The following is a 13,222-nucleotide window of genomic DNA, read 5'->3' as shown; positions in this document are numbered from 1 at the left end:
TTTTTGGGGTTGTTTTTTTTGGTTTTTTTTTTAACCACCAAAAACCCGAAACGCCACTCACGACCCACCCGCACCGACCATGCCACGTTTGCCTTACCCCTCAAATAACGACACTTGCCACTCACGACCCCATGGAAAACCTTATCGCCCCGACCCCTTTGTGAAGCCACTCAAATCGGGCTAATCGGGCAGCATCCTTCGGGGAGGGACCTTGTGGACAGTGGGCGGAGTGGCGGCTTTCCGCAAGTGGTCGCGTGGCCGGAGCGTGCCGAAACCGCCAACAGGACTTACAGGACGCCGCCTAGGTTTCGCCAGGAACGGACCGTTCATGGCGTCAACGTTCGGCGGTCACGACCCAGACGCCACCGGGGATCCGCACGCCCTGCGGGGTCTCGAACTCGCCGAGTGCGTCGCGGACCTGGTCGCGGAGTCGGGCGATGGAGGCCGCGTCCACGTTCCGCAGGTTGTGCTGGATCGGGGCCATCGAGAAGACGAAGTCCGTCGCGTCGCCGGCGTCCGCTCCGAAGCCCATGTCCGCGTCCACCGGCCGGATGTCGATGTCACGGAAGCCCGCCGCCGTGAGCACTTCGGTGATCCGCTCGGGCGTCAGCAGCGAACCCATCCCGCGTGCGGCGGGGGAGGGCTCGCGGAGATAGGGCGCGAGCGCCGCCGTCGCGCGGGTGTAGGCACTGTCGACGTCGCCTGCTCGCGGTCCCACGAAGGCCAGTCGCCCGGCCGGCGCCATCGCTTCGCGGAGATGCGTGAACGCCGCGACCAGGTCGGCGAAGAACATCACGCCACCGCGGCTGATGACGACGTCGAAGCCGGGCCCGTCGAACGGGTGCACCTGCGCGTCTCCCCGCTCGAACGCGATGTTGGTGATTTCCTCGGCCGCCGCGTCCAGGCGGGCCCTTTCCAGCTGTGGCGCCGAAAGGTCGATGCCCAGCGCGTGCCCGCTTCCTGCTTTCTTCGCGGCGAGCCGGGTGGTGAGCCCGGCGCCGCAGCCCACGTCCAGGACGGCGTGACCGTCGCGGATGTCCGCCGCGTCGAAGAGCGGCGCGTCGAAGGCCTCCATCATCCCGTTGTAGCGATCCGGGCGATCCGCCCAGAGCTTGCCCTCCCAGCCGTTCCACGCTTCGGCCTGTTGCTGATTGACGATCGCCGTCATCCCGGCACCTCATCCCCATCGTTACTAGAGTTGAACTCTAGTGGTTGACTCTAGAGATAGACTCCAGTCATGAGTGGTGTCAAGGGCGCCCGATCCGAACGGGCGGCGGAAACCCGGCGGCGGATCATCACGGCCGCCACGGAGCTCTTCCTCGCCGACGGCTACGGCGCGACCACGCTTCAGCAGGTCGCGGATCGGGCGGGGGTGGCGGTCCAGACCATCTACTTCACCTTCCGCAACAAGCCGACGCTGCTGAAGGAACTGGTCGACGTCGCGATCGCCGGCGACGACGGTCCACTGGCGACGATGGAGCGGCCGTGGTTCGCGCGGGTGACGGACGCGCCGGACGCGCGCGCGGCGCTGACCGCGCTCGTCACCGGCAGCCGGGCCGTGCTCGAACGCGTCGCCGCCGTCACCGACATGGTTCGCACCGCGACCGCGGCGCACCCCGAGCTGCGGGAACTGTGGCCGGATCAGGAGGATCCGCGCCACGCCGTGCACACGGCGGCGGCGAAGGCCTTGATGGGGAAACCGGGCGCTGTCACCGATCTCGACGTCGACAGGGCGGCGGACGTCCTCTACGCGCTCCTCAGCCCGGAGATGTTCCTGATCCTCACCCGTGACCGCGCTTGGCCGCTGGACGTCTGGGAGCGCTGGGTGGAGGACGCGCTGGCCGCGCAGTTGCTCGAGCGCGGCTAGGTGGATGCCATGAACGGTCCGTTCTTTGCAGAATTCGCAAGGAACGGACCGTTCATAGCGCGTGTCAGCCGGTCTGGGAAGCCGGGGTCTTCGAGCCGAAGGGCTTGCGCTGCAGTGCCCGCGCCACCGGTTCGACGATCCGCGCGGCCGTCGGGCCGAGGATCGCCATCAGGAGCACGTACGCCGTCGCGAGGGCGGCGAGTTCGCCGGTCACCGCGCCCGCCGCCACGGCCAGCCCGGCGATGACGATCGAGAACTCGCCTCGGGCGACCAGCGCGGCTCCGGCACGCGCCCGGCCCATCTTCCCGATGCCTTGCCGTCGCGCGGCCCACCAGCCGGTGCCGACCTTCGTGAGCGTGGTCGCGACCGCGAGGACGACCGCCCAGCCGAGCACGGGCGGGATCGACGCGGGGTTGGTGTTGAGCCCGAACACGACGAAGAACACGGCGGCGAAGAGGTCCCGCAGCGGTTCGAGCATGTGCGTCGCGTTCTCCGCCGTCGAGCCCGAGATCGCGATGCCGAGCAGGAACGCGCCGACCGCGGCCGAAACCTGCATCGCCGAAGCGACGCCGGCGACCAGCAGCGCCGCGCCGAGGACCTTGAGGAGGAACACCTCGCGATCGGGGCTGTCCACCGCCGCGGAGACGTACCGGCCGAACTTCAGCGCGATCACCAGGACCACCGTGATGACCATCAGCGAGATCCCGACGGCCTTCATCCCGCCGAGGAAGCTCACCCCGCCGAGTACCGCGGTGAGGATCGGCAGGTACAGCGCCATCACCAGGTCCTCGAACACCAGGATCGACAGCACCACCGGGGTTTCCCGGTTACCGAGCCTGCCGAGGTCGCCGAGCACCTTCGCGATGATCCCGGACGACGAGATGTAGGTGACGCCCGCCATGACGATCGCGCCGATCGGTCCCCAGCCGAGGATGAGCGCGACGATCGCACCCGGCGCGGCGTTCAGCACGATGTCCACGAGGCCCGCCACCCACGAGCGTTTCAGCCCGGTGAACAGCTCGGCCGCCGAGTACTCCAGGCCCAGCAGGAGCAGCAGCAGGACGACACCGATCTCGCTGGCGAGGTGGGTGAAGTCGCCGATGTCGCCGAGCGGGATCAGCCCGCCCTGCCCGAAACACAGGCCACCGATCAGGTACAGCGGGATGGGGGACATCCCGATCTTCCCGGCGAGGCGTCCCAACGCGCCCAGCCCGAAGAAGACCGCCCCGAGTTCGATCAAGGACAGTGCGGTGTGATCCATCCGCGATCAGCCGTACTTCAAGATCTTGACGGCGGCCTCGAGACCCTCGGAGGTGCCGACCGCGACGAGCACGTCGCCCGCGGTGAGATTGAAGTCCGGGTTGGGGGAGGGATGGACCTGCCCGGCTCGCATCACCGCGACCACCGACACGCTCGTCCGCGTGCGCATCGCGGTGTCGCCCAGCGTCCGCCCGTCGAACGGCGACGACGATTTGATCGGCAGCTGCTTGGTGTTGATGCCGGGCAGGTCCCTGTGCTCCTCGGTGAGCTGGGCGACCAGCTGGGGCGCGCCGAGCAGGTTCGCCAGCGCGCCCGCCTCGTCGGTGGTGAGCGGAAGTGAGGCCAGGCAGGCGTCGGGATCGTCCGTTTTGGACAAGATCAGCTCGACGTGTCCATCGCGATGGGTCACCACACCGACGCGGCGGCCGTTGCGGGTGGCGAAGTCCTTGCGGACGCCTATTCCGGGGAGCGGGGTCACTTCGACGTTCACGTGAACAACAGTAACTCACTGTCCGTTTTGCGCGGGACGGATCAGGAACAACGCCGAGATCACGACCATCAAGGCGCAGGTCGCGCCATGGATGCCGAGCGCGGCGCCCACGGATCCGTCGTGGGTCAGCACGATCAGCATGTCGCCGAACGGGATGAACGCCGTCGCGAGCATCGCCCAGCCCAGCGCGCGGGCGTTGCGGAACAGGATCAGCGCGAGCACCACAAGTGCCGCGCCGATGTCCCGGACGCCCTTGACCGCGAGGATCGGGTCACCTTCGGACGGCATCACCGGCAAACCGAAGCCGCCCGTCTGGGTCGCCGGGAAGAACACGTAACCACTACCGAAGTACAGGACGAAGAGCACGAGGGCGGCGGACAGGATGTAGGCGATCTTGATTCGGGTCATGGTCTCCGACTCCAAAAGCTAGCAGTGCTAGGAACGACGCCGAGACTAGCGCTAGCACTGCTAGCTTGTCTAGCGGTGCTAGCATCTTCGTATGGTCACGAACCCCCGGCGCGAGCGCGACCGCTCGCAACGCGAACAGCTGATCGTCACCACCGCGCGCGAGATCGCCGAAGAAGAAGGCTGGGACGCGGTCACCACCCGGCGGCTGGCGGCGAAGATCGAGTACAGCCAGCCGGTGCTCTACAGCCATTTCTCCGGCAAGGGGGCGATCATGGCGGCCGCCGCGCTGGAGGGCTGCGCCGAAATGGCCGTGGACATGCGGAAAGGGGCCGGGACCGCGGAGGACTCGCGTGGCGCGCTGTGGCGGCTGGCTCAGAACTACTTCGACTTCGCCGATCGCAAGCCCGCGCTCTACGACGCGATCTGCACCCTCGCCAGTGAGCTGAGCTTCGCCAGTCCGGACAGTCCCGCGCCGTTGAAGGACGCGTTCGGCGCCCTGCTCGAGACCGTGGGCCCGGTGGCGGGCGAACACGACCCCGCCCTTTACACCGAGACCTTCTGGGCCGCCCTGCACGGCCTGGTCACCCTCGAACGCAGCCGGCGGCTCCCGGCGGAAGCGCGCGCGGAACGCATCGGCATGCTCGTCGACCGGTTCGCCGTGGGCGGCTGAGGCGTGTCGCGCGCCACCAGGCAGAATGGTGGTCGATCAGATGAGCGACGGATGAGCTGAGGAGTGTTTCGGTGGCGGGAGCCCTGCGTGGTGTGGTCGCGATGGACGGCCCGTCCGGAACCGGGAAATCCACGGTCTCGCGGAAGCTCGCGACGAAGCTCGGCGCCGGTTACCTCGACACCGGCGCGATGTACCGCATGGTGACCCTCGCCGTTTTGCGCGCCGCGACCGACCTGACCGACGCGGACGCGATCGCCGACGTCGCCCGAAAGGCCGAATTCGGCATCGGGACCAGCCCGGAGGAAGCGACCGTGACCCTGGCGGGTGAAGACGTCGCCGCCGAGATCCGCGGCGCGGATGTCACCACCGCGGTGTCGCCGGTATCGGCCGTCCCCGCGGTCCGCGAACTGCTGGTCGCCCGGCAGCGCGAGATCATCGCCGAGGTGCTCGGCCGGGTCGGCGGCATCGTGGTCGAAGGCCGCGACATCGGCACCGTCGTCTCACCGGACGCCCCGCTCAAGATCTTCCTCACCGCTTCGGCCGAGGTCCGCGCCGCACGCCGCAGCGCGCAGGACTCCGCCGCCGGCCGGGAGTCCACAGTGGACGTCGCCAAAGCGGCGGTGGAACGCCGTGACCGCCTGGACTCCACGCGGGCGGCTTCGCCCCTGCGCGCGGCCGAAGACGCCGTCGAGGTCGACACTTCGGCGCTCAACATCGACCAGGTCATCGTCGCGCTGGCGGAACTCGCGCTGCACCGCGGTCTCCTCGAAGGCTGCCCCGCCGAGGCCGCCAGGTGAGCGCGAAGGGACTGCCCGAAGGCGCGAGCGACCCGATCCACACCTTCGGCCGGGGGATCTCGAAGTTCATCGTCCGGCCCGCTTTCCGGGTCCGGGTCCACGGTGCCGAGCGGGTACCGGCGTCCGGGCCGGTGGTGTTCATGGCCAACCACAGCTCGATGGCGGAACCCGCGCTGCTGTTCGGAATGTTCTCGCGGCGCACCGCGTTCCTGGTCAAGGCGGAACTCTTCAAGGGTTTCGTCGGCTGGTTCTTCCCGAAGCTGGGCCAGATCCCGGTGAAACGGGGTGCGGTGGACCGCAAGCCGCTGATGATGGCGGTCAAGGTGCTCGAGGACGGCGGTGCGGTGGGGATCTTCCCCGAAGGCACCCGCGGCCTCGGTGACGCCGAAAACTTCGAGCGCGGCGCGGCCTTCCTGGTCCGCGCCGGGAACGCGACCGTGGTTCCGGTCGCCACTCGGGGGACGTACAAACCCGCCGGCGCCAAGAGGCGTTGGCGGCCACGCGTCGACATCATGGTCGGCGAACCTTTCACTCCCGCGATCGGGAAGGGAAGGACAGGGCTGGAGGAGGGAACCGAGCGGCTTCGCATCGCGCTCGCGGACCTCGTGAAGGCACTGGACGAATGGCGCTTGGAGCACGGGCTCCAAGACACGCGACAGGATTGAGTACATGACAGAGCTAGACGGAGTCGGCGAGATCGACGGCTCCTGGTCCGACGAGTCCGAATTCACCGCGCTGGACGCGCAGATCGCCGCGGGCGAGGCCGAGGAGGAAGCGCAGCTCGCGCAACCGGTCCTCGCCGTCGTCGGCAGGCCGAACGTGGGCAAGTCGACCCTCGTGAACCGCATCCTCGGCCGCCGCGAGGCGGTCGTGCAGGACGTCCCCGGCGTGACCAGGGACCGCGTCGCCTACGACGCGTTCTGGGCGGGCCGCCGGTTCACGCTGGTGGACACGGGCGGCTGGGAGCCGGACGCGACCGGGCTGCAGGCCTCCGTCGCCGCGCAGGCCGAGATGGCGATGGCCACCGCCGACGCGGTGCTGCTGGTCATCGACGCCAGCGTCGGCGCGACGGCCACCGACGAGGCCGTCTCCAAGGTTTTGCGCCGCTCGAAGAAGCCGGTTCTGCTCGCCGCCAACAAGGTCGACGACGACCGCCTGCTCGCCGACACCGCGTCGCTGTGGTCGCTCGGCCTCGGCGAGCCGTACCCGGTCAGCGCGCTGCACGGGCGCAGCTCGGGCGACCTGCTCGACGCCATCGTCAAGGCGCTGCCGTCGATGCCGCGCGACGGCGACCGCGCCACCACCGGCCCGCGCCGCGTCGCGCTGGTCGGCAAGCCGAACGTGGGCAAGTCCAGCCTGCTGAACAAGCTCTCCGGCGAGGAACGGTCCGTCGTGGACTCGGTCGCCGGCACCACCGTCGACCCGGTCGACTCGCTGGTCGAGCTGGACGGCGAGACCTGGCGGTTCGTCGACACGGCGGGCCTGCGCAAGCGGGTCAACTCGGCCAACGGCGCGGAGTACTACGCGTCGCTGCGGACCAAGACCGCGATCGACGCGGCCGAGGTCGCGATCGTGCTGCTGGACGCCGCCGAACCGCTTTCGGAGCAGGACCTGCGGGTGCTGACCATGGTCGTCGAGGCGGGCCGCGCCTGTGTGCTCGCCTTCAACAAGTGGGACCTCGTCGACGAGGACCGCCGTCACGCCATGGTGCGCGAACTGGACCGCGGCCTGGTGCGGGTGCCGTGGGCGGACAAGGTCAACATCTCGGCGCTCACCGGCCGGTCGGTGCGCAAGCTCGCGCCCGCGCTGAGGACCGCGTTGAAGTCCTGGGACCAGCGGGTTCCCACCGGTCAGCTGAACGGCTGGCTGGCCGACCTCATCGCCGCGACCCCGCCGCCGGTGCGCGGCGGCAAGCAGCCGAAGGTGCTGTTCGCGACCCAGGCGGGCATCCGGCCGCCCACGCTGGTCCTGTTCACCACCGGCTTCCTCGAGGCGGGTTACCGGCGCTTCATCGAACGGAAGTTCCGTGAGCGCTTCGGATTCGAAGGCACCCCCGTCCGGGTGAATGTCCGCGTCCGCGAAAAGAAGCAAAGGCCCAAGGCGGGCGGAAAAGCGGCGGGTAAACCGAAGACCCGCTGATTTCCCACGATGTAGGTGAATATTTCACTGCGTGGACACGCCGTTGACCTCGGGTTTCGGCGTGTCCACCGGTGAGTTTCGACACTCTGCCGAGACCCTCCCGAGATATGTCGTTCACCTGCGGTAAAGTCATTGGTCTGCTAGCGGGCGCCTCATTCGGAGAGCGAGCCCGAATGACGCACTTCGCGAAAGGTGTGTGATGGGCTTGCGCGCCCATGCTTCTGCCGTGCCCGTGGTGACCTCCCGATGACCCTGACCGCCGACTCCCGGCCCATCGCGTGCGTCGCCGACGTCACCGTGACCCCGTCGCCCGCTCCGGTCGCCGACCGCGCCCTGTTCTGGTCCGGCCTCGGTGCCGGTGAGCGCACCCTGATCGACATCCTCGCCGAGACCGCCGCCCGCCACCCCAACGCGGGCGCGATCGACGACGGCGAGACCACGCTGTCCTACCGCAAGCTCGTCGAGGAGATCGACGCCTACGGCCGCAAGCTGACCGCCAACGGTGTCGGCGTCGGCGACCGGGTCGGCGTCCGGATCTCCTCCGGTACCGCCGAGCTCTATGTCGCGATCCTCGCCGTCCTGTCCGTCGGCGCCGCCTACGTGCCGGTCGACGCGGACGACCCGGACGAGCGCGCCGAGCTGGTCTTCGGCGAGGCCGACGTCGCCGCCGTCGTCTCCGATGGCGGCGTGATCACCGTCGTCGGCTCGCCGGGCGGTGTCGAAGGCGGCCCCGCGCCGGTCGACGACGCCTGGATCATCTTCACCTCCGGTTCGACAGGGAAGCCGAAGGGCGTCGCGGTCTCGCACGCTTCGGCCGCCGCATTCGTCGACGCCGAAGCTCAGCTGTTCCTCACGGAGGAGCCGATCGGCCCCGGCGACCGCGTGCTCGCCGGCCTGTCCGTCGCGTTCGACGCGTCCTGCGAAGAGATGTGGCTCGCCTGGCGCTACGGCGCCTGCCTGGTCCCGGCGCCGCGTTCGCTGGTGCGGACCGGTGTCGACCTCGGCCCGTGGCTGGTCGCGCAGGGCATCACCGTCGTCTCGACCGTGCCGACGCTGGCCGCGCTGTGGCCCGCCGACGCGCTCGAAGACGTCCGCCTGCTGATCTTCGGCGGCGAGGCCTGCCCGCCGGAGCTGGCCGAACGCGTCGCCGTCGAGGGCCGCGAAGTCTGGAACACCTACGGCCCGACCGAGGCCACCGTCGTCGCCTGCGCCGCGCAGATGACCGGCGAGGGCCCGGTCCGCATCGGCCTGCCGCTGGCGGGCTGGCAGCTCGCCGTCGTGAACGAGGCGGGCGAACCGGTCGCGATGGGGGAGACCGGCGAGCTGGTCATCGGCGGCGTCGGCCTGGCCCGTTACCTGGACCCGGAGAAGGACGCCGAGAAGTTCGCGCCGCTGCCTTCGCTGGGCTGGCGCCGCGCGTACCGCAGCGGTGACATGGTCCGCGCCGAAGCCGAGGGTCTGCTGTTCCTCGGCCGTCTCGACGAGCAGGTGAAACTCGGCGGCCGCCGGATCGAGCTCGGCGAGGTCGACGCTGCCCTCCAGGCGCTGCCCGGGGTGCAGGGCGCCGCCGCCGCGATCCGCCGGACCAAGGCGGGCAATCAGGTGCTCGTCGGGTACGTCGTGCCCGCCGAAGGCGTGAAGTTCGACCACGACGAGGCCGCGACCCGGCTGCGCGAGCAGCTGCCCGCGGCGCTCGTCCCGCTGCTGGCGCTGGTCGACGACCTGCCGACCCGTACCTCCGGCAAGGTCGACCGCAACGCGCTGCCGTGGCCGCTGTCCACTGTGGACGCCGCCAAATCCGGTCTGTCGCCGACGGAGAGCTGGCTCGCCGAAGGCTGGGCCGAGATCCTGGGTGTCTCCGTCGACAACCCGAAGGCCGACTTCTTCACCAACGGCGGCGGAAGCCTGACGGCCGCGCAGCTGATCGCGCGCATCCGGACCCGGCACCCGCAGGTGTCGGTGAGCGACATCTACGCCAACCCGAAGCTCGGCGCGCTCGCGTCGCTGCTGGACGCGCTCAGCGGTGAGAAGACCGAACGCCGCGACATCGCGCCCACCCCGCGCAAGGCCGGGATCATCCAGTCGCTGCTGATGATCCCGCTGATGGGCCTGGTCGGCCTGCGCTGGACGACCATCGCCGCGACGCTGTCGAACGTGCTGTCGCTGGCCGGTTTCGCCTGGGCGCCGACGCTGAGCTGGGTGTGGATCGCCGTCGCGTGGGTCGCGCTGTTCAGCCCCGCGGGCCGGATCGCGATCTCGGCGACCGGTTCCCGGCTGCTGTTGCGCGGGGTCCGTCCCGGCAGCTACCCGCGCGGTGGGAGTGTCCACTTGCGACTGTGGACGGCCGAGAAGCTCGCCGAGTTCAGCGGCGCGGACAGTGTCGCGGGTGCGTCCTGGATGACGACGTACGCCAAGGCTCTCGGCGCGCGGATCGCCAAGGACGTCGACCTGCACTCGCCGCCGCCGGTCACCGGCATGCTGAAACTCGGCCGCGGTGCCGCCATCGAACCCGAGGTCGATCTGACCGGGCACTGGGTGGACGGCGACCTCGTGCACATCGGCAAGATCCGGATCGGCGCCGACGCGCGGATCGGCGCGCGCAGCACGCTGTTCCCCGGCGCGCGGATCGGCAAGGGCGCGGAGATCGCGGCCGGCTCGACCGTCCGCGGCAACGTGCCCGCCGGGCAGCGCTGGGCCGGTGCCCCCGCGGCTCGTGCCGCCAAGGACTCGCTGAAGTGGCCGTCCAGCCGCCCGCCGCGGTCGCGGTTCTGGGCTTCGGTCTACGGCGCGACTTCGGTCGCCCTGGGCCTGCTGCCCGCCGCTGCCGCTCTGCCCGCCGTCGCCGTGCTGGGCTACGCGATCACCGGTGCTTCGTCGCTGAGCGCCGCGCTCGGCCAGGCACTGCTGTTCACGCCGCTCGCGACCATCGCGTACTTCCTGTCCTACGCCCTGCTCGTGCTCGTCGGTGTCCGTTCGCTGAGCATCGGCATGGTCGAGGGGTACCACCCGGTGCACGGCCGTGTCGCGTGGCAGGTCTGGGCGACCGAACGGCTGATGGGCATGGCGCGTGAAGGGCTGTTCCCCTTGTACGCCAGCCTGTTCACCCCGGTGTGGCTCCGGATGCTCGGGGCGAAGGTCGGCCGGAACGTCGAGGCGTCCACCGTCCTCGCGCTGCCGAAGATGACCCAGGTGGACAGTGGCGCGTTCCTCGCGGACGACACCATGGTCGCCACCTACGAACTCGGCCACGGCTGGCTGCACGTCGCGCCGGCGCGCATCGGCAAGCAGGCGTTCCTCGGCAACTCGGGGATGGCCGCGCCGGGACGTTCGGTGCCGAAACGCGGTCTGGTCGGGGTGCTGTCGTCGGCCCCGCTCAAGGCGAAGAAGGGCTCCTCGTACCTCGGGATGCCGCCGCTGCCGGTCCGCCGGTCGGTCGGCGAGGCCGACACGAGCCGCACCTTCACGCCGCCGCTGCGGTTGAAGGCGGCCCGCGCGCTCGTCGAACTCTGCCGCATCGTGCCGGTGATGTGCGGCGTCGCGCTGACCGTGCTGGTGGCCGCCGGGATCTTCGCGCTGGCGTCGTCGTACGGCTTCCTGGTCGCGGTGCTGCTCGGCGGGCCGCTGCTGCTCGCCGCCGGTGCCGTCGCCGCGCTGACCGCCACCGCGATGAAGTGGCTGCTCGTGGGCCGGTTCCGCGCGGTCGACCATCCCTTGTGGAGCTCGTTCGTCTGGCGCAACGAACTCGCCGACACCTTCGTCGAGGCGCTCGCCGTGCCGTGGCTGATCGGTTCGCTCGGCGGCACACCGCTGCTGCCGGCGTGGCTGCGGACCATGGGCGTCAAGATCGGTCGCGGCGTGTGGCTGGAGACGTATTGGCTGCCCGAGTCCGACCTGGTGACCCTCGGCGACGGCGCGACGATCAACCGCGGCTGTGTCGTGCAGACGCATCTGTTCCACGACCGGATCATGACGATGTCGCCGGTGACCCTGGACGAGGGAGCGACGCTCGGGCCGCACGGTATCGTGCTGCCTGGTGCGAGCATCGGCGCGCGGACGACCGTCGGACCGGGCTCCTTGGTGACCCGGGGCGACGCGGTTCCCGCCGACTCGCGCTGGCTGGGTAATCCCATCTCGGCCTGGACGAAGTAGGGAAGCGGGGTTCTTCGCAGGGTGATTTCGAAGGCCTTCGCGCAGCCCTCGCCCGGCGCGGACACCTCCGGCGACTCCTATCTGCCCCAGCACGGTAACGGCGGTTACCGGGTCCGGCACTACGATCTGGAGCTGGACTACAAGATCGGCCCCAACCGGCTGTCGGCCTCCGCGGCCATCACCGCGGAGGCGACGCAGGCGTTGTCACGGTTCACACTCGACTTCGGCGAGTTCCGGATCAACCGGGTGCTGGTCAACGGGAAACCGGCCAAGTACACCCGCCGCGCGCACAAGCTGCAGGTGAAGCCGGCGAAGTCGCTGCCGGCCGGGAGTGAGTTCCGGGCCGAGGTTTATTACGTCGGCAATCCGCGGCCGCTTCCAGGGCTGTGGGGCGACATCGGCTGGGACGAACTGACCGACGGCTCACTCGTCGCGAGCCAGCCGGTCGGGGCGCCGTCGTGGTTCCCGTGCAACGACCATCCGGCGGACAAGGCGACCTACCGGGTCGCGCTGACGACGTCGTCGCCGTATCTCGTGGCCGTCACCGGGAATCTCGTTTCCCGGTACACGCGCGCGAGCACCACCCAGTGGGTCTTCGAACGGCCCGAGCCGACACCGACCTACCTGATGAGTGTCCAAATCGGACGGTACGACGACATCGTGCTGGCGTCCGGCGGCGTTCCGCAGCGGGCCGCCGTGCCACCGCGCCTGCGCCGGGCCTTCGCGCGCGATTTCGGGCGGCAGGGCCAGATCATGGAGTCGCTGCAACGGATGTTCGGGCCGTACCCCTTCGGCGAGTATGTCATCGTCGTCACCGACGACGACCTCGACGACCCGATCGAAGCGCAGGGCATGTCGATCTTCGGCGCCAACCACGTCGACGGGCGGCGCACCCATGAACGGCTCGTCGTGCACGAACTGGCGCATCAGTGGTTCGGCAACAGCCTGACCGTCGCCGACTGGCGGCACATCTGGCTGAACGAAGGCTTCGCGACGTACGCGGAATGGCTCTGGTCCGAGGAATCCGGCGGACAGAGCGCGCAGACGTGGGCGAAGACCTGGCACGCGCGGATGAAGGCGAAGCCCGCGGACCTGCGTCTCGCCGACCCCGGCGTGGCACGGATGTTCGACGAGCGGGTGTACAAACGCGGCGGCCTTCTGTTGCACGCCTTGCGTTGTACGGTCGGCGACGAGGTGTTCTTCCCGCTGGTGAAGGCTTGGGCGATGGAGAACCGGCACGGTTTGGTGACCACCGCTGGGTTTGTGGCGCTCGCTGAACGCTTCGCCGGGCGGTCGCTGGGTGGGTTCTTCGAGGCTTGGCTGGACGCTGCGGCGCTGCCTCCGCTTCCCTGACGCCGCTCGGTCGTCGAGTGCGCCCAATGTGGCATTGGGGACGCTGGATGTCCCCAATGCCACATTGGGGGCATGGCCGAGTTATCCAC

General features: G+C 69.6%; 11 protein-coding genes. 7 read left to right on the top strand and 4 right to left on the bottom strand.

Annotated elements, in window-relative coordinates; genetic code table 11:
- Nucleotides 1–334: 334 nt before the first annotated feature.
- A complete protein-coding gene (locus ACIRGA_RS35985) occupies nucleotides 335–1,168 on the bottom strand; it encodes a class I SAM-dependent methyltransferase (RefSeq protein ID WP_400950110.1) in 834 nt (277 codons plus the stop codon).
- Nucleotides 1,169–1,237: 69 nt separating this feature from the next.
- Here ACIRGA_RS35985 and ACIRGA_RS35980 point away from each other — a divergent pair, with 69 nt between their 5' ends.
- Nucleotides 1,238–1,867 carry a TetR/AcrR family transcriptional regulator gene (locus ACIRGA_RS35980; RefSeq protein WP_400950107.1) on the top strand — a complete coding sequence of 210 codons (630 nt, stop codon included), beginning with the start codon at nucleotides 1,238–1,240 and terminating at the stop codon, nucleotides 1,865–1,867.
- A gap of 64 nt (nucleotides 1,868–1,931) precedes the next feature.
- Here ACIRGA_RS35980 and ACIRGA_RS35975 read toward each other — a convergent pair whose 3' ends face one another.
- The 3 genes from ACIRGA_RS35975 to ACIRGA_RS35965 are packed head-to-tail and all read right to left on the bottom strand — an operon-like array spanning nucleotide 1,932 to nucleotide 4,025.
- On the bottom strand, nucleotides 1,932–3,128 hold the full coding sequence (locus tag ACIRGA_RS35975) for a cation:proton antiporter (protein WP_400950104.1): 1,197 nt from the start codon (nucleotides 3,126–3,128) through the stop codon (nucleotides 1,932–1,934).
- Nucleotides 3,129–3,134: 6 nt separating this feature from the next.
- Nucleotides 3,135–3,617 carry a cation:proton antiporter regulatory subunit gene (locus tag ACIRGA_RS35970; RefSeq protein ID WP_400950101.1) on the bottom strand — a complete coding sequence of 161 codons (483 nt, stop codon included), beginning with the start codon at nucleotides 3,615–3,617 and terminating at the stop codon, nucleotides 3,135–3,137.
- A 15-nt stretch (nucleotides 3,618–3,632) separates the two neighbouring features.
- Nucleotides 3,633–4,025, bottom strand: coding sequence for a DUF4267 domain-containing protein (locus ACIRGA_RS35965; protein ID WP_400950098.1), 393 nt, complete (start codon nucleotides 4,023–4,025; stop codon nucleotides 3,633–3,635).
- 91 nt (nucleotides 4,026–4,116) lie between these two features.
- Here ACIRGA_RS35965 and ACIRGA_RS35960 point away from each other — a divergent pair, with 91 nt between their 5' ends.
- The 6 genes from ACIRGA_RS35960 (at nucleotide 4,117) to ACIRGA_RS35935 (ending at nucleotide 13,133) form a co-directional block, all read left to right on the top strand.
- Entirely contained in the window at nucleotides 4,117–4,695 is a 579-nt protein-coding gene (locus ACIRGA_RS35960) for a TetR/AcrR family transcriptional regulator (protein WP_400950096.1), read from the top strand.
- Nucleotides 4,696–4,787: 92 nt separating this feature from the next.
- A complete protein-coding gene (gene cmk, locus ACIRGA_RS35955) occupies nucleotides 4,788–5,492 on the top strand; it encodes a (d)CMP kinase (RefSeq protein ID WP_400950116.1) in 705 nt (234 codons plus the stop codon).
- On the top strand, nucleotides 5,489–6,157 hold the full coding sequence (locus ACIRGA_RS35950) for a lysophospholipid acyltransferase family protein (RefSeq protein ID WP_400950093.1): 669 nt from the start codon (nucleotides 5,489–5,491) through the stop codon (nucleotides 6,155–6,157). The genes cmk and ACIRGA_RS35950 overlap by 4 nt, the downstream gene beginning before the upstream one ends.
- A gap of 4 nt (nucleotides 6,158–6,161) precedes the next feature.
- A complete protein-coding gene (gene der, locus ACIRGA_RS35945; RefSeq protein WP_038511586.1) occupies nucleotides 6,162–7,631 on the top strand; it encodes a ribosome biogenesis GTPase Der in 1,470 nt (489 codons plus the stop codon).
- Between the two features lie 246 nt (nucleotides 7,632–7,877).
- The gene (locus ACIRGA_RS35940) at nucleotides 7,878–11,780 is read left to right on the top strand and encodes a Pls/PosA family non-ribosomal peptide synthetase (protein WP_400950089.1); all 3,903 of its coding nucleotides are present in this window, start codon (nucleotides 7,878–7,880) and stop codon (nucleotides 11,778–11,780) included.
- Between the two features lie 21 nt (nucleotides 11,781–11,801).
- Entirely contained in the window at nucleotides 11,802–13,133 is a 1,332-nt protein-coding gene (locus tag ACIRGA_RS35935; RefSeq protein WP_400950086.1) for a M1 family metallopeptidase, read from the top strand.
- The last annotated feature ends 89 nt before the right edge of the window (nucleotides 13,134–13,222 follow it).

The sequence above is a fragment of the Amycolatopsis sp. NPDC102389 genome (assembly GCF_044765885.1).
In the GTDB taxonomy this organism is placed as follows: Bacteria; Actinomycetota; Actinomycetes; order Mycobacteriales; family Pseudonocardiaceae; genus Amycolatopsis.
Note: the sequence above shows the minus strand (reverse complement) of the source record. Positions and strands in the feature narration are given on the sequence as shown.

Coding starts and splice junctions, on each gene's coding strand:
- ACIRGA_RS35985 (WP_400950110.1), bottom strand. CDS start 1,168: ATGACGGCGATCGTCAATCAGCAACAGGCCGAAGCGTGGAACGGCTGG.
- ACIRGA_RS35980 (WP_400950107.1), top strand. CDS start 1,238: ATGAGTGGTGTCAAGGGCGCCCGATCCGAACGGGCGGCGGAAACCCGG.
- ACIRGA_RS35975 (WP_400950104.1), bottom strand. CDS start 3,128: ATGGATCACACCGCACTGTCCTTGATCGAACTCGGGGCGGTCTTCTTC.
- ACIRGA_RS35965 (WP_400950098.1), bottom strand. CDS start 4,025: ATGACCCGAATCAAGATCGCCTACATCCTGTCCGCCGCCCTCGTGCTC.
- ACIRGA_RS35960 (WP_400950096.1), top strand. CDS start 4,117: ATGGTCACGAACCCCCGGCGCGAGCGCGACCGCTCGCAACGCGAACAG.
- der (WP_038511586.1), top strand. CDS start 6,162: ATGACAGAGCTAGACGGAGTCGGCGAGATCGACGGCTCCTGGTCCGAC.
- ACIRGA_RS35940 (WP_400950089.1), top strand. CDS start 7,878: ATGACCCTGACCGCCGACTCCCGGCCCATCGCGTGCGTCGCCGACGTC.